Below are 18,320 nucleotides of genomic sequence, written 5' to 3'. Positions count from 1 at the left end.
TCCATGGTAGGCTTCAAATAATCTTGTACAAAGTGAAATTATTGTACAGGAATACAAAAAGCGCGAGATTTCACCGCTATTCCAGATGCTCAAGCAGCCGCCGAGCTGCTTCTTGGCCACTAAGCCAGGCACCTTCAACGCGTCCCGACAGGCACCAGTCACCGCAGGCATAGAGGCCCAGGTCGGCGTCGGCCAAGGCGCCCCATTCGTGGTTGCTGGCTGGACGGGCATAGAGCCAGCGGTGGGCAAGGGAAAAGTTCGGCGCCGGAACTACGCAACCGACCAATTCGGCAAAGTCGCCCCACAGCTGTTCGATCACCGCTTCCTTGCTCAGGTCGATGTGCTGCTTGCTCCAGCTTGAGGTGGCATGCAGCACCCAGGTGTCCATATGCTCGTCACGGCCTGGTTTGCTGCGGTTGCATGCCAGCCAGTCAAGGGAACTGTCTTGTACGAAGCAACCCTGCATCGGTGTGTCCAGTGGCGTATCGAAGGCCAGGGCAATCGCCCAGGTCGGATCCATCTGCACCCCTGCGGCAGTGGCCGCAAGCTTCGGGGTGGCCGCCAACAATTGGGTGGCCTGGGGTGCTGGCACCGCGACGATCACTCGGCTGAACGGGCCGTGGCTGCAGCCGTCAGTGTCCTGCAAGTGCCAGTAGTGTTTGCCACGAAATACCTCGGCAATCCGGCAGGTGAAGTTGACGGTCACGTCTTTGAGCAAGCCCCGGGTGATTGCACTCATGCGCGGCACGCCGACCCAACGGGTCTGTTCGTCTGGAGACGGGCTCAGGACACCGTTCTGATAGTTGTAGAGCTGCGGCTTCCACTCGGCGACCCAGCCGGCTGTCACCCATTGCTGAACCTGCTCGACAAAGCGCCGGTCGCGGGCGGTGAAATATTGTGCACCGAGATCCAGGGCACCGGCATCACTGCGTTTGCTGGCCATACGGCCGCCGCTGCCGTGGCCCTTGTCGAACAAGTGGACAGTCTGCCCGGCTTTTTGCAGTGCCTGGGCCGCTGACAGCCCGGCGATGCCGGCACCGATGATGGCAATAGGTACAGTCATAATGGCCTCTTCGAACCTTAGGGTTGCAGGCTACGCTGCAGGGCAAACCTGTACAATTAACGATCCGTGCATAATATGGCTTCATTCGCTATTGCAGGTTGGCCTATGTTTATCCGAGAGCGTTTGGTCAAAAAAGTGCCTTGTTGTTAAAAATAGACCAGGGCGCGCCATGTGAGGACACAGCCATGCATATATTGCTGACCGGCGGTACGGGATTGATAGGCCAACAACTTTGTCAGCACTGGTTGGCACAAGGTCATCGTCTGACGGTCTGGAGTCGGCGGCCCGAGCAAGTGGGAAAGTTGTGCGGGGCGGGTGTACAGGGGATTGCCCAGCTGGAAGAGTTAGGTGAAGAGCAGCGCATCGATGCGGTGATCAATCTGGCCGGTGCGCCGATTGCCGATCGCCCTTGGAGTGCGCGGCGACGGGCGCTGCTCTGGAGCAGTCGAATCACCCTTACGGAGCAGTTACTGGCCTGGCTCAACGGCCGTCAGCAGCGCCCTGAAGTACTGATCTCCGGCTCAGCAGTAGGGTGGTACGGCGACGGTGGCGAACGTGAGCTGACTGAGGCTTCGCAGCCGGTCAAAGAGGACTTTGCCAGTCAGCTGTGCATCGCCTGGGAGGAAACTGCACAGCGTGCGCAAGCCTTGGGCATACGTGTGGTGCTGGTGCGTACCGGTTTGGTGCTGTCCAGCGAGGGCGGCTTTTTGTCGCGCCTGCGTGTGCCGTTCAAATGGGGCCTGGGCGGCCCGATTGGTGACGGTCGGCAGTGGATGCCGTGGGTGCATATCGACGACCAGATTGCCCTGATAGATTTTCTCTTGCAGCACAAGGACGCCAGCGGTCCTTATAATGCCTGCGCCCCGGAACCGGTGCGCAACCGCGAGTTTGCCAAGCGTCTGGGTCGCGTGTTGCATCGTCCGGCCTTTTTGCCGGTACCGGCACTGGTGCTCAAGGCTGGGTTGGGCGAACTGTCGACCCTGCTGTTGGGCGGTCAGCGGGCACGGCCGGTGCGCTTGCTCGCTGCGGGTTTCACTTTCCGCTTCAATGATCTGCAATCGGCTCTGGATGAGTTGTCCAGTCGCCTCTGAAATAGGACGTTGCATGACCGATCACGCTCTGCTGCTGGTCAACCTGGGCTCGCCGGCCTCCACATCGGTAGCCGATGTGCGCCGCTACCTCAATCAGTTTTTGATGGACCCCTACGTTATCGACTTGCCTTGGCCGGTACGTCGCTTGCTGGTTTCGCTGATCCTGATCAAGCGGCCTGAGCAATCGGCTCATGCCTATGCCTCGATCTGGTGGGACGAAGGTTCGCCCCTGGTGGTGTTGACCCGTCGTTTGCAGGAGGCCATGCGTGAGCAGTGGCGCCATGGCCCGGTGGAAATCGCCATGCGCTATGGCGAGCCGTCATTGCCGGTGGTGCTGGCGCGGTTGGCAGCCCAGGGCGTGAAGAAAGTCACTCTGGCACCGCTCTATCCACAATTTGCCGACAGCACCGTGACGACGGTGACTGAACAAGCTCGGCAGGTGATTAGCGAACAGAAATTGCCATTGCAGATGACCGTGTTGCAGCCGTTCTATGACCGTCCTGAATACATCGATGCATTGGTGGCCAGTGCCCGGCCGTATCTTGAGCAGGATTATGACCATCTGTTGCTGAGCTTCCATGGCTTGCCTGAGCGCCACTTGAAGAAGCTCGATCCGACGGGCACACATGATTTCCAGGCTGCGGACTGCTGCCGGGACTCCTCGCCCGAGATGCTTGCTGTGTGTTATCGCGGGCAATGCCTGCGCAGCGCCCAGGCGTTTGCCCGGCAGATGGGCATTCCCGATGGTAAGTGGTCGGTGTCGTTCCAATCGCGGCTGGGCCGGGCCAAATGGATTGAGCCCTACACCGAAACGCGGCTGGATGAATTGGGGAAATCAGGGGTGAAGAAGCTGCTGGTCATGTGCCCGGCGTTTGTTGCTGACTGCATCGAGACGCTGGAAGAGATCGGAGATCGCGGACGTGAGCAGTTTATTGCGGCAGGCGGGGAGGAGTTGCTGCTGGTACCGTGCCTGAATGATCACCCGCAATGGGTACAGGCGCTGAAGGCGCTTTCAGAGGAAGCGCATTAAGCCTCAAGCTGCAAGCCAGAGCCGGTTAATGGGCTCTCCGAGGCTTGCAGCTTGCAGCTTATTCCGCTTTTTTCTTCCAGCCGTCGTTACCTGGCAGCAGCAAGTTCAAGGCAATGGCAACCACCGCACACAGTGCGATGCCCTTAAGGCCCCAATCGTCCGGGCCTGTGCCGCTACCCACCAGCACACCGCCGATGCCGAACACCAGCGTTACCGAAACGATCACCAGATTGCGGGCTTCGCTCAGGTCGATCTTGTGGCGGATCATGGTGTTCATGCCCACGGCTGCAATCGAGCCGAACAGCAGGCACAGAATTCCGCCCATCACCGGCACCGGAATGCTCTGCAGCAGCGCGCCGAACTTGCCGATGAAGGCCAGGGTGATGGCGAAAATCGCCGCCCAGGTCATGATCTTCGGGTTGTAGTTCTTGGTCAGCATCACCGCGCCTGTGACTTCTGCGTAGGTGGTGTTGGGCGGGCCACCGAACAGGCCGGCCGTGGTAGTGGCAATACCATCACCAAGCAGGGTGCGGTGCAGGCCAGGCTTTTTCAGGTAATCGCGCCCGGTCACGCTACCCACGGCAATCACCCCGCCGATATGCTCGATGGCCGGTGCAAGGGCAACCGGCACGATGAACAGGATCGCCTGCCAGTTGAATGCTGGTGCGGTGAAGTGCGGCACGGCCAACCAAGGCGCGGCGGCAATCTTGGCGGTATCGACCACGCCGAAGTAGAACGACAGGGCAAAACCCACCAGCACGCCAGCAATGATCGGTACCAGGCGGAAGATGCCCTTGCCGAATACCGCGACAATCAACGTCGTCAACAGCGCCGGCATCGAGATCAGCATCGCCGTGCTGTAGGGCAGCAGTTCGGTACCGTCACCCGCCTTGCCCATGGCCATGTTGGCGGCAATCGGTGCCATGGCCAGGCCGATCGAGATGATCACCGGGCCAATCACCACAGGTGGTAGCAGGCGGTCGATGAAACCGGTGCCCTTGATCTTCACGGCAAGGCCGAGGAAGGTGTAGACAAAACCCGCCGCCATCACCCCGCCCATGGTCTCGGCCAGGCCGAACTGGCCCTTGGCAAGAATGATCGGGGTAATGAAGGCAAAGCTCGACGCCAGGAACACCGGAACCTGACGGCCAGTCACCACCTGAAACAGCAGAGTTCCCAGGCCCGCAGTGAACAGCGCGACGTTAGGGTCAAGGCCGGTGATCAGCGGCATCAACACCAGCGCGCCAAAGGCGACGAACAGCATCTGCGCGCCGGAGAGAACCTGGCGCCAGAGCGGGTCGTTGAACTCCTGCTGCATGCTCAGGCGTCCTTCTGCTTGGTGCCGAAGATCTTGTCGCCGGCATCGCCCAGGCCTGGGATGATGTAGCCATGTTCGTTCAGGCGCTCGTCGATCGAGGCGGTGTAGATCTGTACATCCGGGTGTGCTTTCTCGACCACGGCAATGCCTTCCGGCGCGGCAACCAGGACCATTGCGCGGATGTCTTTGCAGCCAGCTTTTTTCAGCAGGTCAATGGTGGCGACCATCGAAGCGCCGGTGGCCAGCATCGGGTCGATGATCAGCGCCAGGCGCTCGTCGATTTCCGGGGCGAGCTTTTCCAGGTAGGTATGGGCTTCGAGGGTTTCCTCGTTGCGGGCAACGCCCACGGCGCTGACCTTGGCGCCTGGAATCAGGCTGAGCACACCGTCGAGCATGCCGATACCGGCGCGCAGGATCGGTACTACAGTAATCTTCTTACCGGCGATTTTCTCGACCTGGACCTTACCGCACCAGCCATCGATCTCGTAGCTTTCGAGTGGCAGGTCTTTGGTGGCCTCGTAGGTCAGGAGCGTGCCGACTTCCTGGGCGAGTTCGCGGAAATTCTTGGTGCTGATATCAGCGCGGCGCATCAGGCCGAGCTTGTGACGGATCAGCGGATGGCGGATCTCACGGGTAGGCATAGGGAAAGCTCCGGGGGCGGGCAAAAAAACCGCGGTAGATTAATCTATTCAGCCGTGTGTGTCCTATAGGCATTCTGGACGTTAGTCCATAAATGCTTGATCTGGCGCCGTTGGATGCGTACCTTTGCCCGCTTTTCACAATTGCAGCCCCCTGGAGAGCGCCATGTCCGCTGATCTCGAGCATATCCGTCAAGTCATGCGAGAGGCTGACTGCCTGTACACCGAAGCCGAAGTAGAGGCCGCCATCGCCCATGTTGGCGCGCAAATCAGCGAAGTGCTCGCCGAGAGCAACCCGGTGGTGTTCTGTGTGATGAACGGTGGCCTTATTTTCGCTGGCAAGCTGCTGACCCACCTGCAATTCCCGCTGGAATCGTCGTACCTGCACGCCACGCGCTATCGCAATCAGACCAGCGGTGGTGATCTGTTCTGGAAAGCCAAGCCGGAAGTCTCGTTCATTGATCGTGACGTACTGATCATCGACGACATCCTGGATGAAGGTCACACCCTCAGTGCCATCATCGACTTCTGCAAGCATGCCGGCGCTCGTGCTGTGCACACTGCCGTGCTGATCGACAAGGATCACGACCGCAAGGCCAGCACCGAGTTGAAAGCCGACTTCTGTGGCCTGAGCTGCGTTGACCGTTATGTGTTCGGTTATGGCATGGATTACAAGGGCTACTGGCGCAACGCCAATGGCATTTTCGCCGTCAAAGGGCTGTAAATCACATGCGCCAGCCCGGGTTTCTCGACCACGCGTTGTTTACCGCGCTGGCTGCCAAGGCTGCGGCTAATCCGCGCAGTCGCCAGCACCACAATTTTCATGAAATGGAAGAGCCTTGCCACCGCATGGTGGTCGGCCTGCAGCCTGCTACCTATATTCCGCCGCACCAACATCTGTCAGCCGACAAGGCTGAATGCCTGATCGTGTTGCGTGGCAAGCTGGGCCTGTTGATCTTTGATGAGCAGGGCACGGTAGTCGACAAGCGGGTGATGCAGGCCGGTGGCGATTGCCTGGGTGTTGATCTTGCGCCCGGTACCTTTCACGGTCTGGTGGTGCTGGAAGCAGACAGCATGATGTTCGAGTGCAAGTCTGGCCCTTATCGCCCAGTTGGCGAAGGAGAGCTGGCTAACTGGGCGCCGCGCGAAGGCGATCCAGGCGTTGCCGAGTATCAGGCCTGGATGCGCGCGCACTTCGATTGACGTGCTAGAGTGCCAGGCCGTTCCAAGGAGCCTGCCATGCGTGCAATCGCCCCCCTTCTTTTGCTCTTGAGCCTGCCGCTGGCTGCCGCTCCCTTGCACAATCAGTTTCTGCCAGCGGATGATCAGTCCCTGCGCCAGGAGGTCCCTGAGGTCCAGCAGCTGTTGCAAGTCACCAGCTATTCGGTGGTGGTGGGCAATCAGCGTCAGTCCAATCAGCAACCCATTCCGGTGACCTCGCCGTTGACCTTGCGCCTGAAAGGCAAGCCATTGAGCAAGGGCACAAGCGCCAATCAGGTGCTGATCAGCTTCGATGGCGAAAGCAAAAGCCTGAAAAAGCCGGTGTTCGACGCCAAAAGTAAAACCCTGAACCTCAATTACCCGCTGAGCCAATATCGGGTGATCCTTGATCTGTTGCGCAACGATACCGTCTATGTGCAGTTCCTCAGCTACGGCAACGGCCATATCTGGGCTGATCTGCACACTGGAGCGGTACGCGCGCGTTGAGTGCCAGTGTCGGGCAGGGGTAAACTGCCGGCCCGTGAAAAATGTCCGTGATGGTTCAGGTGGAGTCGGTAATGCGTAAAGACAAGAAGCAAGTGATTGGCGACGAGATCAGCGACGACTACGTCAAATCCTTCCTGCAGTTCGAACCAGCGGATGCCACTTCGCCTTCGCTGCACAAGCTGATCAAGGCCTATCGCGGCCTGCGCATCGACGACTTCGAACGTTTTGTCGGTTTCTTCGTTGAGGCGGGCCTGGACGTGGACGGTAAAGACGAACACGGCCAAACTTTCGTCGACGTGATCAAGGACCAGCGCAACGCCGCTGAGTACATTGAGATCATCGACACGGCTCGCGGCTGATTAGCCAGCGCGCATAAAAAAACGCCCCGAAGGGCGTTTTTTTATGCCGGTGCTTTACGCGTAGCTTTGCGCCGGGCTGTTTTCGACCAGGCCGAGGACCTCGTCGTTGTGTGCGCTGATCTTGTGGTACAGCGCGGCGTCGGCGGCCAGGACCTTTTCCCGGGCCGGGAAAATTTCCTTGAGCTTGGCTGCCCAGGCGCCCTTGGTCTGCTCGGGGAAGCAGCGCTCGATCAGGTCGAGCATGATCGAGACCGTCACCGAAGCACCCGGAGAGGCGCCCAGCAGAGCGGCGAGGGTGCCGTCCTTGGCTGCTACCAGCTCGGTACCGAACTGCAGGATGCCGCCTTTTTTCGGGTCTTTCTTGATGATCTGGACACGCTGGCCAGCCACTTCAAGGCGCCAGTCCTCAGCTTTCGCCTCGGGGTAGAAGCGGCGCAGGGAGTCCAGGCGCTGCTCCATCGACTGCATCACTTCGCTGACCAGGTACTTGGTCAGGTCCATGTTGTCGCGTGCCACGGCGAGCATCGGGCCGATGTTCCCCATGCGTACCGACAGTGGCAGGTCGAGGAACGAACCGTGCTTGAGGAACTTGGTGGTGAAGCCGGCATAAGGACCGAACAGCAGCGAGGTCTTGCCATCGACAACACGAGTATCCAGGTGCGGAACCGACATCGGTGGCGAACCGACTGCAGCCTGGCTGTAGACCTTGGCCTGGTGCTGCTTGACCACTTCCGGGTTGTCGCAACGCAGCCATTGGCCACTGACCGGGAACCCGCCAAAGCCTTTGCTTTCTTCGATACCCGACTGCTGCAGCAGCGGCAGGGCCGCGCCACCGGCGCCGAGGAACACGAAGCGGGCGTCGACTTCACGGCTGCTGCCGCTGTTGACGTCCTTGATGCTGACGGTCCAGCCGCTGCCATTGCGACGCAAGCCAGTAACCCGCTTGCAATACTTGACCTGGGCATCTGGCGCGCTGGCCAGGTGCTTGAGCAATTTATTGGTCAGGGCGCCGAAGTTGATGTCGGTGCCTTTCAAGACGCGGGTGGCGGCGATTTGCTGGTCGGCAGGGCGACCCGGCATCATCAGCGGCATCCACTCGTTCATCACGGCTTTGTCTTCGGTGTATTCCATCTCGCTGAAGGCATGGTGCTGCTTGAGCAGCTCAAAGCGCTTCTTGAGGAAGTCGATACCCTTCTGACCTTCGACGTAGCTCAGGTGCGGCACGGGGTTGATGAACGCCCGTGGCGAAGTGAACGCGCCCTTCTTGCTCAGGTAGGCCCAGAACTGCCGGGACACCTCGAACTGAGTGTTGATGAGCACCGCTTTCTTGATGTCGATGCTGCCGTCGGCGGCCTGCGGCGTGTAGTTCAGTTCACACAGCCCGGCATGGCCGGTTCCGGCGTTGTTCCACGGGTTGGAACTTTCCGCGGCACCCGAGTCCATCAACTCGACGACTTCCAGCTTGATCGCCGGGTCGAGTTCCTTGAGCAGTACGGCCAGGGTGGCACTCATGATGCCTGCCCCTACCAGTACTACATCGACTGCTTCGTTCTGCGCCATTAACGCGTCTCCAAAATCTACAGCACCAAATTGACAGCATAGGATCCCAGGCTTGGCCAGGACCGCCATGTCCGATTCTTCGCAGTTTTTGCAACTTCAGCGGACACCGCCAACCGGGCTTTGCGTTGCCTATAAACGCATTTTAAGGCCGATGCGGCAATTCGACTTATGGTCAAGGTGTCCGTCGTGCGTTATGGACCGGCCTCAGGCACTCATCCTGGATGAGCACATTTGCCAGCTGTTCAGGGCTGTTCGGGACACTTTAGGTGCTTTTGCACATGCCAGACTGTTCATTGCTCGCCACACTCTCGTGAAGTTGTGAAAACCCGTTTTTTCACGCTCTTTTGGAGTCGTGAACCTCAAAATGGTCTGCGCGATGGCAGGCCGGCAGGTTCAGGCAGAGCAGGGGGCCGAAATGACGCAGGCACACTGGCTGGTGCAAGACCTGTGTGGAAGGCTCTCTGTGGGCGGTGCGGAGGATGCCGATGGTGCACATTGGCGGTGCTGCGAGGCCCGATCAGGAGACGTCCTTATAATCGGGGGGAGATTATAACGATGTCTTGGACAGAAATGATCTTTAATTAGCGACTTTTATTGATGCACGGTTCAGGCGGCTAGGGTCGCCACAGGCGGATCAGTCGTTTTGATCGCGAACCCGTGCTGTTCTGACCGGTCTTAATCACTAATGGCACGGCGATAGCTGGGCCGCCTCGTGCTGGTTATACTGGCGGCCTTTGCTGCCTATTCTGGAGAGATGAGCATGTTGCAACGTTTGTTGTTCGGTTTGATCGCGGTGACCAGTCTGACGCTGGTCGGTTGTGCCCACAGCCCGCAACAACTCAGCCCGCAACCCAAACTCACCGCTCAGTTGGCGCCGGTCGGTCATGGCCAGCCAGTGGTGGTCAAGGTGGTCGATGGTCGTGCTTCGCAAACGCTGGGCACCCGTGGTGGTCTGTACCCTGAAACCAGCGCGATTACCGTGACCGGCAACGACATTTTGCCAAAACTGCAGGCCCAGGCCGAAGCGGCCGTGCGCCTGCTGGGCTTCACCCCGACGCCAAACGCCTACAACGCGCCGCAGCTGACGGTGACCCTGGCCGAACTGAAGTACCAGTCGCCGAAAGAAGGCATGTACGTAACTGAGGCCACCATTGGTGCGACCTTCAAGGCGGACGTGTCCAACGCCAACCGTCGCTACAGCGGTCGTTATGGTGCGTCCCTGGACCAGCGCTTTGGCATGGCACCGAACCAGGAAACCAACACCAAGCTGGTCGGTGACGTCCTCAGTGACGCCCTGACCCGTTTGTTCAAGGACCAGGCCATTGGCCAGATCCTCGGCGAGTAATCGACGTTCACAAAACGCCCGGTGACTGTAGGTCGGTCATCGGGCTTTTTTGTGGCTGGCTTCAGGCTGCTTCGACGTAGAACTCCAGGACGCTGATACCGGTCTGGCCATCGACCTCGGGCAGGTGCTCATGGGCATGACCACCGAGTGCGCAATACACCAGCCATTGACGGTCCTGGACATTGAACGCCAGGCCGTCGATCAGCGCTTGCTGTTCGTCGCTTTGGGCGATCTGATAGAGGCGGTCCTGGTTTTCGGCGTGCAGCATGAACGAGCTCCGATTCGTTGAAGGCCGCTAGGGTGGCGTGTGTGGATGACATTCGTGTGACGAGGCTCGTCATTGGTCGAAAAGCGCAGGACTTGAGAACGGGCTTGGGTAGAATGCCCGCCGATGTCTGACTTCGAGGTACTGGAATGTCGCTGCAAATGCTTTGGGGGCTGATCGCTGCCCACCCTGCCAAGCTGATCAACGTGCTGGCACTGCTGATTACCTGCCCTGGCGGCTTGCTGCTGCACAGTGCCCGGCGTCGTCAGGCGCAAGCACTGGCGGGGGCGCCAAGCGATGAGGCGGTGGCCGATGGCATGACCCTGCGCATTAACCGTTTTTACTACATTCTGGGCTTTGCCTTCCTGGCGTTGGCCTTGCTGCTGTCCTGGTTCAGTACCTGGGTGTAACCAGCGCCTCATCGCCGGCCAGGCCGGCTCCTACAAGCGTTGTAGGCGCTGGCCTGGCTGGCGATAGGTGACTTAAAGCGCCAAGCCTGCCTTGACCCGGTACTGATTACGCACCGGCGTCGCATATTGCTGCACCAGATATGGCCGCTGTTCGGCCGGGCAGGCATCCAGGCGACGCTGCCATTCGGTCTGGGCGCGGGCCAATTCATCGGCCGGGAACAGCTTGGCCGCCGTCGGCACCTCCAGTGCCGGATCAGCGTCAGCCCACTGCGCATACGCCAGGTAATGCACCGGGAATAACCGGTAGCCGGCAAGAATCTGCCGATCAATTTCCGCCGCCAATTGCTTGGTGTCCTCAAAGAACGCCGTCACGGGTGGGGCAAAGTTGATGTGCACACGTCCCTTATAGCCTGTGATGCCCTGGGCGATGCTCAGGTCATCCTCACCCGGCGCCTTACTGTAGCTACCGGTAGTGGCACGGATATACAGCTCGCGGGCCTTGGCCTGGTCGCAGGGGTCATATTCGTAACTGATCGACACCGGGCTCAGGTTCAGCGACTGAATTACTGCACCAAACGGCTCGTCCTTGCGGCTCATGTGGAACATTTTCAGGATTGCCGAATCGGTGCGATCGTCGCCATCCTTGGCCCGGCCTTCGGCTTGGGCGATCCAGATCGACTGACCGTCGTTGCGGATCGAATGGTTGATATAGGCCGAGAGCAGCTGATAGGCCGCGAGCTTTTCCCGGCGCCCGGTGATCGAGCGATGGACGATGAAACTCTTGTTCAGGCGCATCATGTCGCTGACGAACGGCTTTTGCAGCAGGTTGTCACCGATGGCGATTCGAGGCGTCGGCAGCCCGGCGTGGTACACCGCGTAATTGACGAACGCCGGGTCCATGACGATGTCGCGGTGGTTGGCCAGGAACAGGTAGGCCGTGCCGGACTTGAGCAGTTCGACGCCGGTGTAGGTGACGCCGTCGGTAGCCCGCTCGATGGTATGGTCGACGTAGTACTCGACCTTGTCCTGCAGGGTCGAAACGCAACTGACTCCGGCAAACTCCTTGCGCAGGCGGCGGGCGATCAGGGGCTTGAGCATCCAGCCGAGTGCTCCGGCCATGCGCGGGAAGCGGAAGTGGGTGAGGATATCGAGGAATGCCGGGTCGCTGAGCAGGCGTGCCAGAACGGCAGGGACCTCAGCGTCGTCGTACGGTCGGATGGCATCGAATTCGCCCATCATGCTCTCTTGTTGGAAACGGCTAGGGTAATAGGTAGGGCCGGGGTTCGAAAAACGGCTCGAACACGCGCAGGTCCTGTAAATAGACCGGCAATTATACGCACAAGTCACTGTGGAGGCCGCGATGCTCGAAGCTGCAACTTACGATTGCCCTTATTGCGGTGAAGAAGTTGAAACAACGGTGGACCTGTCTGGTGGTGACCAGGAGTACATCGAGGATTGCCAGGTGTGCTGCAAACCCATCAGGTTTGTACTTCAGGTGCATGGTGACGAATGGATGCTTGATGTTTACGGTGAGAATGACTGATGCAGCGAATCTACGACCCAGAAAGCCTGTTGGAAGCCGAAATGCTGATCGGAATGCTCGACAGCGAAGGGGTCAAGGTTCATCTGGTTGGCCGCGACCTAATGGGTGCTATCGGTGATCTGCCGATGCAGGGCCTGTTGGGCCTGGCGGTTGCCGATGAACAGGCCGAGTACGCACGACAGCTGATCGCTGCGTACAATACCGCCCAGCCACTGGCTGGCGACGAACCGGAGCACGTTCCGGGCACCCTGATTTGCTAGGTCTCAATCCCTCATGTGTGGACGTTACGCGCTGTTTCGCTGGTCTCCCGCCTTTGCTGCATTGCCGGGGTTCCCGACTGACCAGCAGGCGCAATGGAATATTTCCCCCGGTGCTTCGGTACTGATCCAGCGCCGCCTTGAAGACGGCCAGTTGGAGTTGGCCCGTGCCCGTTGGGGGCTGACCCCGGCATGGTTGACCGACCTGTCGCGCACCCCGGCCCATGCCCGTGCTGAAACCCTGGCCGAACAGCCGATGTTTCGTGAGGCTTTTCGCCAGCGCCGTTGCCTGATGCCGGCCAATGGTTTTTACGAATGGCGCGGAACCCAGCGCAAGCGCCCCTACTGGTTGACGCCAGGAGAGGGTTCTTCGCTGTTTTTTGCTGCGATCTGGGAGGCGTATCCGGTGCAGGATCAGGTTTGGTTGAGCACCGCAGTGGTCACCCAAGCGGCGATGAACCAGCGTCGACCGCTGATACTGGATGCGGCCGGGCAGGCGGCCTGGCTGGACCCAGAGACGCCACCAGCACGACTGTATGAGTTGCTGGCCAGTGCCCAGGCGCCGTTGCGTGAGCGGGTGCTGGCCAATATGGTCAATGATCCGAAGCTCAATGGGCCGGAGTGTCTTACGCCGGCCTGAGGCCGGCGAGCTATGAGCTGCAAGCTGAAAAGCGATTGGGCAGCGCTTCTTGAAGCTTGCAGCTTAGTCAAACCCTGAACTGATTGATCAAGCGCCGTTGCTGTTCAGCCAGCTTGGTCAGCTCGGCGCTGGCGTTGCTCGACTCATCGGCACCACCGGCCACTTCATTGGCCACCTGGCCAATATTGATGACGTTGCGGTTGATGTCTTCAGCCACCGCACTCTGTTCTTCCGCAGCGCTGGCGATCTGGGTGTTCATGTCATTGATCACCGAAACCGCCTGGGTGATGCTTTCCAGTGCCTGTGCGGCGCGCGCAGCCTGCTGCACGCTGTCATCGGTCTTGCCTTGGCTGTCTTCCATGACCCGCACTACATCGCGGGTACCTTGCTGCAATTGCTGAATCATCTGCTGGATTTCTTCGGTGGCTTGCTGCGTCTTTTGTGCCAGGTTACGCACCTCGTCGGCCACCACGGCAAAGCCGCGGCCCTGTTCGCCGGCGCGCGCCGCTTCGATGGCCGCGTTGAGTGCCAGCAGGTTGGTCTGCTCGGCAATGGCGCGAATCGCCGTGAGGATCGCGTTGATGTTTTCGCTGTCGCGGGCCAGGGTCTGCACCACGCCGACAGCACGACCAATCTCTTCGGCCAAGGCACTGATTGAATTCGAGGTGCTGCGTACAATCTGCAGGCCCTGGTGGGCAGCCTGGTCGGCGTTGCTGGCCGCCTGGGCAGCATGGGTGGCATTGCGCGCCACGTCCTGGGCGGTAGCGGTCATTTCGTGCACCGCGGTGGCCACCAGGTCGATCTCGGCCATTTGCTTGTGCACGCCCTGGTTGGTGCGGATGGCGATATCTGCGGTGTGCTCTGAGGAGTCGCTGACTTTCTGCACCGAGGTCACTACCTGAGTGATCATGGCCTGCAGTTTGGCCAGGAAGGTATTGAAGCCTTTGGCGATCGAGCCCAGTTCGTCGGCGCGGTCGCTGCTCAGGCGGCGCGTCAGGTCACCTTCACCCTGGGCGATGTCGTCAAGCATGGCCACCATCTGGCGCAGTGGACGGGCAATACCATGCGCCAGCAGCCAGATCACCAGCAGGCCAAGGGCAGCGATGCCCAGGCCCATCAAGGTCATGCCGGTGAGGTCGGTGCTGCGTTGCGCGCTGAGTTCGTCCTGCAGCTTGGTGACGTCAGCCATCACCGCGCTTAGTGGCAGTTCCAGCAGCAGCGTCCAGCGGGCGTCGGTATTACCAATCTTGAACGGCAGATACAGCTCGATGCGTCCGGCATCCTGATTGACTTCGTAGCGTAGGTTTTCGCCACTGAGCTGGCTCAAAGTGGCTGCGACGCTGGCGTCGAGGGCGTCACTGGCTTTTTCACCGAACTTGCTCGGGTCCTTGGTAAAGGCCACCAAGCGACCGTTGCCAGACACCAAGGCCAGTTCGCCAGCGCCCTCGTAGAGCTGTCGGTCTGCGGTATTAAGCAGCTCTTGAATGAAGTTCACCGACAGGTCGGCGCCGGCAATTCCTTGAAACTGGCCATCGATGAGGATCGGTTCAACGAACGAGGCGAGCATCACCATTTTGTCACCGACTTTATAAGGCGCCGGGTCAATCACGCAGGCCTTCTTCGAGTCTCGCGAGCACAGATAGTACTCACTGGCGCGCACGCCAGTGGCGAGGATGGTCTGATCGTCGACATCGGCGAGCTTGTCCAGGCCCAGGCTGCCGTCTTCGTTACGGAACCACCAGGGCAGGAAGCGGCCATTGGCGCTGTCGATACCAACGATGGAGGTGCCGACGAAACGGCTGTCGTCATGGTCCAGAGCGTTGGCTTCCCAGCCCAGGTAGGTACCGAGAATCAACGGATTGGTTACGGCAGTCTGTTTGAGCAGGGCGATCAGTTGTTCGCGCTCGATCTTGAGCAGCGCATTGCCGCTGGCGTCCTGCATGCCCAGCATAGCGTTGCTGGTGGCCAGGCCACGGGCGATCAGCAACGGTGCTTCCAGGCCGCGCTGGATTTCACTGACTTGCGTGCGCGCCAGGGCGGTCAAACGTTGTTCGATCAGCGCCTCGAATTGCGCTTGGGTGCGGGTTTGCACCAACTCCTGGGTGCGCTGACCGGCGTACACGGCATATAGCACCAGAGCGGCAACAATGCTCAAGACAATGGCACCGGCCAGTGCGGCGACGGAAAACTGGATCGACCTGAACTTCATGAAGGGCTCCAAGCGCAAGAAAGTACGTCTGCCTTGGCTTATCGGCCTACGCCGGGCAAAGCATGAGTGCCGTCTGGAGAATTCTTTGCTTGGGATATGGCGGGCTCAATCGAGTCGGCCTAGGATACGCGGCATGTTCGAATGGAGTGTTTTCATGCGTAAGTCATTTGTTGTCGGCGCCCTGAGCGCCAGCGTACTGCTTGCTGGATGCCAGGCAGTGAACACCACCAGCGGCGGCGCCGTGGGTGTCGAGCGTAAACAGTATATGTTCAGTATGCTGTCGACCGATGAGGTCAACCAGATGTATGCGCAGTCTTATCAACAGACCCTGGGTGAAGCGTCGAGCAAAGGCGTGTTGGACAAAACCAGTACCGACGCCAAGCGCGTGAAGGCGATCGCCGACCGCTTGATTGCCCAGGCGCCGAAGTTCCGCCCGGATGCAGCGCAGTGGAACTGGGAGGTCAACCTGATCAAGAGCGACGAGCTCAACGCCAACTGCGGCCCTGGCGGCAAGATCTTCTTCTATACCGGCCTGATCGATAAGCTCAAGCTGACCGACGATGAAATCGCTGCGGTCATGGGCCATGAAATCGCTCACGCCTTGCGTGAACATGGCCGGGAAGCCATGTCCAAGGCCTACGGCGTGCAAATGGCCCGCCAAGGCGCGGGAGCCTTGCTTGGCCTGGGGCAGGACAGCCTGGCGATTGCCGACACCGTGGTGCAGTACAGCATGACCTTACCCAACAGCCGCTCCAATGAGAACGAAGCGGACTTGATCGGCCTGGAGCTGGCCGCGCGTGCCGGATACAACCCTAATGCCGCGATCAGCTTGTGGGACAAGATGGCTCAAGCTTCAGGTGGTTCGCAGCCGGAGTTCATGAGCACTCACCCGGCGTCGGCCAGCCGCCAGGCTTCGTTGCAGGCGGCGATTCCGAAGGTGATGCCGTTGTACGAACAGGCCAAGAAGTAACTTGGAGGTGGGCCGCTTTGCGGCCCATCGCCGGTAATGCCGGCTTTTACAGGGGCATTCAGCCTATCCAGCCACTGACCTGCATTGCCGAATACACCGCCACAGCGGCCAGTACAAAGAACGCTGCTGAGGCCAAGCGGCGAATCAGGGTCAATGGCAATTTCTCGGCGGCAAAATTGCCCGCCAATACCACCGGCACGTTGGCAATCAGCATGCCCAGGGTGGTGCCGATAATGACCATGATCAGGTGCGGATACTGCGCCGCCAGCATCACGGTGGCGACTTGGGTCTTATCGCCGATTTCGGCGATGAAGAACGCAATCAAAGTGGTCAGGAACGGACCGAAGCGCCGCGCGGTGCTGGCTTCGTCATCATCCATCTTGTCTGGAATCAGTGTCCACAGGGCCGTGGCAGCAAAGCTGGCAGCGAGGATCCAGTGCAGGGTAGCGGCGGAGAAAAAGGTGCTGACCCAGGCGCCGACAGCGCCGGCAGCAGCATGGTTGGCCAACGTTGCAGCAATGATGCCGGCGATGATTGGCCAGGGCTTGCGAAAGCGCGCAGCGAGGATGAGTGCGAGCAGTTGGGTTTTGTCGCCAATTTCGGCGAGGGCCACGATCGCAGTCGGGACGAGCAATGATTCCAGCATCAGGATTCCTACGGGGCGGGTCGACACGGCTATGACACGTACAGCCTTCCCGCCCCGGGTAAGGTGTGCGTGTCATAGGTCTTGTCAAACCCTGGGTCCGTCTGTGCGGACCGTGGGTCGCACGCGCCATGGTCTGTGGACCAAGTATGTTGACGCGTGCCGGGCGAGCGGGGTGCTCGCGGGAGACTACTCCCCTAGGACGGAGCGGATTCTGCCTAGGCAAATCCGTTTCGGCAAGCGTTGATTGTTAACCGTGTGTTGCCTGATAGATCTTGAAGCCTTGTCCTTCGGCACGTACCTGGCAGTTGCCCAGGGCGCCTTCGATCAGCGGTTGGTAGCGCAGGAAGCTGTTGGCAACCAGGCGAAGTTCGCCGCCTTTTTTCAGATGTTCGGCTGATTTTTTCAGCAAAGTTTCCGAGGCCTGGTAATTGGTATGGACGCCGGTGTGGAACGGCGGATTGCTCAGAATCACGTCCAGGCCACGCGGTGCGGCATCAATGCCATCGCCGGCAATCACCTCGCCCTGCAAGGCATTGGCCGCCAAGGTCAGGCGACTGCTGGCCACGGCGAAAGCATCGACATCCAGCAGGGTGACCTGGCTTTGCGGGTAGCGACGCTTGATGGTGGCACCGAGCACACCCGCACCGCAGCCGAAGTCGAGGACCTGGCCGACCGGCAGATGATCCAGGTGCTCGAGCAGCAGGGCCGTGCCGCGGTCCAGGCGACCGTGGCTGAACACCCCCGGCAAGGTGACAATCTGCAGCGGCCCGTCAGCCAGGGGCAACTCAAAGCGCTCGGCCAGGCTTTCCAATGACTTGGCTTCGGGCGCGTGCTCCACGGTGACTTGCCACAGCTGGCAGTGGCGGGCGCTGTCGAGCTTGCGTGGCTTGCCAAAGGCATGCAGCTGTTTCGCCGCGCCTTCGATCCCACCACGCTTTTCGCCGACCAGATACAGCATTCGTCCGGCCAGTCGCGAGGCCAGGGCATTGAGCAAGTAGTTGGCCAGGTCGCGGGACTTGGGCAGGAACAGCACGGCGGCGTCGAAGCCCTGGGCGGGCGCCTCCACGCCGAAATGGCTGCGTCCGGCAAAGCGCGCCTCGATCCCCGCCTGATCGCCGGCATGCCAGCTCCAGCCATGGGCGGCCGGCAGCTTGCCGAGCAAGTCATCAGCGGGCAAGCCGGCGAGCAATAGCGAGCCCTGGAAAAGCTCGGCCTGACGAAGCAACACTTCACTGCGCGGGTCCATGGATGGGGCTCCTGAAAAAGTGG

At 60.0% G+C, this 18,320-nt stretch carries 21 protein-coding genes, 1 pseudogene and 1 riboswitch; of the genes and pseudogenes, 12 read left to right on the top strand and 10 right to left on the bottom strand.

All coding sequences use genetic code 11. The features are described 5' to 3' along the window. Positions 1-76: 76 nt before the first annotated feature. Positions 77-1,063: an NAD(P)/FAD-dependent oxidoreductase gene (locus tag ACQRAX_RS13745; RefSeq protein ID WP_412038544.1), complete on the bottom strand. Its 987-nt coding sequence runs from the start codon at positions 1,061-1,063 to the stop codon at positions 77-79. Between the two features lie 185 nt (positions 1,064-1,248). Between ACQRAX_RS13745 and ACQRAX_RS13740 the strand changes: the two genes are divergently transcribed. After that, positions 1,249-2,154, top strand: a complete 906-nt coding sequence (locus tag ACQRAX_RS13740; RefSeq protein WP_412038545.1) for a TIGR01777 family oxidoreductase — start codon at positions 1,249-1,251, stop codon at positions 2,152-2,154. A 13-nt stretch (positions 2,155-2,167) separates the two neighbouring features. Beyond that, positions 2,168-3,184 carry a ferrochelatase gene (gene hemH / locus ACQRAX_RS13735; protein WP_412038546.1) on the top strand — a complete coding sequence of 339 codons (1,017 nt, stop codon included), beginning with the start codon at positions 2,168-2,170 and terminating at the stop codon, positions 3,182-3,184. 58 nt (positions 3,185-3,242) lie between these two features. Here hemH and ACQRAX_RS13730 read toward each other — a convergent pair whose 3' ends face one another. Next, positions 3,243-4,502, bottom strand: coding sequence for a uracil-xanthine permease family protein (locus tag ACQRAX_RS13730; RefSeq protein ID WP_412038547.1), 1,260 nt, complete (start codon positions 4,500-4,502; stop codon positions 3,243-3,245). 2 nt (positions 4,503-4,504) lie between these two features. Further along, positions 4,505-5,143, bottom strand: coding sequence for a uracil phosphoribosyltransferase (gene upp / locus ACQRAX_RS13725; RefSeq protein WP_412038548.1), 639 nt, complete (start codon positions 5,141-5,143; stop codon positions 4,505-4,507). Positions 5,144-5,306: 163 nt separating this feature from the next. Between upp and ACQRAX_RS13720 the strand changes: the two genes are divergently transcribed. From ACQRAX_RS13720 to ACQRAX_RS13705, 4 genes are all read left to right on the top strand, one after another. Continuing rightward, positions 5,307-5,864: a hypoxanthine-guanine phosphoribosyltransferase gene (locus ACQRAX_RS13720; protein WP_412038549.1), complete on the top strand. Its 558-nt coding sequence runs from the start codon at positions 5,307-5,309 to the stop codon at positions 5,862-5,864. Positions 5,865-5,869: 5 nt separating this feature from the next. Continuing rightward, positions 5,870-6,343 (top strand): WbuC family cupin fold metalloprotein, encoded by a 474-nt coding sequence (locus ACQRAX_RS13715; RefSeq protein ID WP_412038550.1) that lies wholly within the window; start codon positions 5,870-5,872, stop codon positions 6,341-6,343. 36 nt (positions 6,344-6,379) lie between these two features. Beyond that, positions 6,380-6,847, top strand: coding sequence for a hypothetical protein (locus tag ACQRAX_RS13710; RefSeq protein WP_412038551.1), 468 nt, complete (start codon positions 6,380-6,382; stop codon positions 6,845-6,847). A gap of 71 nt (positions 6,848-6,918) precedes the next feature. Then, positions 6,919-7,206: a PA4642 family protein gene (locus ACQRAX_RS13705; RefSeq protein WP_412038552.1), complete on the top strand. Its 288-nt coding sequence runs from the start codon at positions 6,919-6,921 to the stop codon at positions 7,204-7,206. Between the two features lie 54 nt (positions 7,207-7,260). Here ACQRAX_RS13705 and mqo read toward each other — a convergent pair whose 3' ends face one another. Next, the gene (gene mqo, locus ACQRAX_RS13700; protein ID WP_412038553.1) at positions 7,261-8,766 is read right to left on the bottom strand and encodes a malate dehydrogenase (quinone); all 1,506 of its coding nucleotides are present in this window, start codon (positions 8,764-8,766) and stop codon (positions 7,261-7,263) included. 760 nt (positions 8,767-9,526) lie between these two features. Between mqo and ACQRAX_RS13695 the strand changes: the two genes are divergently transcribed. Beyond that, positions 9,527-10,111 (top strand): YajG family lipoprotein, encoded by a 585-nt coding sequence (locus ACQRAX_RS13695; RefSeq protein WP_045188067.1) that lies wholly within the window; start codon positions 9,527-9,529, stop codon positions 10,109-10,111. 61 nt (positions 10,112-10,172) lie between these two features. Here the strand turns inward: ACQRAX_RS13695 and ACQRAX_RS13690 are convergent, their stop codons facing one another. Continuing rightward, entirely contained in the window at positions 10,173-10,379 is a 207-nt protein-coding gene (locus ACQRAX_RS13690; RefSeq protein WP_412038554.1) for a hypothetical protein, read from the bottom strand. Positions 10,380-10,525: 146 nt separating this feature from the next. On the opposite strand from ACQRAX_RS13690, the gene ACQRAX_RS13685 reads away from it, so the two are divergent. Then, a complete protein-coding gene (locus ACQRAX_RS13685; protein ID WP_412038555.1) occupies positions 10,526-10,786 on the top strand; it encodes a hypothetical protein in 261 nt (86 codons plus the stop codon). A 72-nt stretch (positions 10,787-10,858) separates the two neighbouring features. On the opposite strand, the gene ACQRAX_RS13680 is transcribed toward ACQRAX_RS13685, so the two are convergent. Further along, a complete protein-coding gene (locus ACQRAX_RS13680; RefSeq protein ID WP_412038556.1) occupies positions 10,859-12,025 on the bottom strand; it encodes a 1-acyl-sn-glycerol-3-phosphate acyltransferase in 1,167 nt (388 codons plus the stop codon). Between the two features lie 121 nt (positions 12,026-12,146). Between ACQRAX_RS13680 and ACQRAX_RS13675 the strand changes: the two genes are divergently transcribed. Genes ACQRAX_RS13675 through ACQRAX_RS13665 form a run of 3 tightly spaced genes read left to right on the top strand, consistent with a single transcriptional unit; the run spans position 12,147 to position 13,226 of the window. Beyond that, positions 12,147-12,329: a CPXCG motif-containing cysteine-rich protein gene (locus ACQRAX_RS13675; protein ID WP_412038557.1), complete on the top strand. Its 183-nt coding sequence runs from the start codon at positions 12,147-12,149 to the stop codon at positions 12,327-12,329. Continuing rightward, a complete protein-coding gene (locus ACQRAX_RS13670) occupies positions 12,329-12,589 on the top strand; it encodes a putative signal transducing protein (protein ID WP_412038558.1) in 261 nt (86 codons plus the stop codon). Before ACQRAX_RS13675 ends, ACQRAX_RS13670 begins: the two co-directional genes overlap by 1 nt. A 13-nt stretch (positions 12,590-12,602) precedes the next feature. Beyond that, a complete protein-coding gene (locus tag ACQRAX_RS13665; RefSeq protein ID WP_412038559.1) occupies positions 12,603-13,226 on the top strand; it encodes an SOS response-associated peptidase in 624 nt (207 codons plus the stop codon). 67 nt (positions 13,227-13,293) lie between these two features. Here ACQRAX_RS13665 and ACQRAX_RS13660 read toward each other — a convergent pair whose 3' ends face one another. Both ACQRAX_RS13660 and ACQRAX_RS13655 read right to left on the bottom strand, forming a co-directional pair. Further along, complete coding sequence (locus ACQRAX_RS13660; protein ID WP_427867741.1) at positions 13,294-14,037, bottom strand: methyl-accepting chemotaxis protein; 744 nt, start codon at positions 14,035-14,037, stop codon at positions 13,294-13,296. Positions 14,038-14,148: 111 nt separating this feature from the next. After that, a pseudogene (locus ACQRAX_RS13655) lies at positions 14,149-14,343 on the bottom strand (HAMP domain-containing protein); the annotation flags it as partial. Positions 14,344-15,589: 1,246 nt separating this feature from the next. Here ACQRAX_RS13655 and ACQRAX_RS13650 point away from each other — a divergent pair. Beyond that, positions 15,590-16,405 carry a M48 family metallopeptidase gene (locus ACQRAX_RS13650; RefSeq protein WP_412038560.1) on the top strand — a complete coding sequence of 272 codons (816 nt, stop codon included), beginning with the start codon at positions 15,590-15,592 and terminating at the stop codon, positions 16,403-16,405. A 58-nt stretch (positions 16,406-16,463) separates the two neighbouring features. Here ACQRAX_RS13650 and ACQRAX_RS13645 read toward each other — a convergent pair whose 3' ends face one another. Both ACQRAX_RS13645 and ACQRAX_RS13640 read right to left on the bottom strand, forming a co-directional pair. Continuing rightward, entirely contained in the window at positions 16,464-17,051 is a 588-nt protein-coding gene (locus ACQRAX_RS13645) for a TMEM165/GDT1 family protein (RefSeq protein ID WP_010225776.1), read from the bottom strand. A gap of 86 nt (positions 17,052-17,137) precedes the next feature. Continuing rightward, positions 17,138-17,259, bottom strand: a riboswitch (yybP-ykoY riboswitch). Between the two features lie 39 nt (positions 17,260-17,298). Further along, entirely contained in the window at positions 17,299-18,297 is a 999-nt protein-coding gene (locus tag ACQRAX_RS13640) for a methyltransferase (RefSeq protein WP_412038561.1), read from the bottom strand. Positions 18,298-18,320 lie beyond the last annotated feature (23 nt).

Origin of the sequence: Pseudomonas sp. UM16, assembly GCF_050312595.1 — a bacterium.
Classification (GTDB): domain Bacteria; phylum Pseudomonadota; class Gammaproteobacteria; order Pseudomonadales; family Pseudomonadaceae; genus Aquipseudomonas.
Note: the sequence above shows the minus strand (reverse complement) of the source record. Positions and strands in the feature narration are given on the sequence as shown.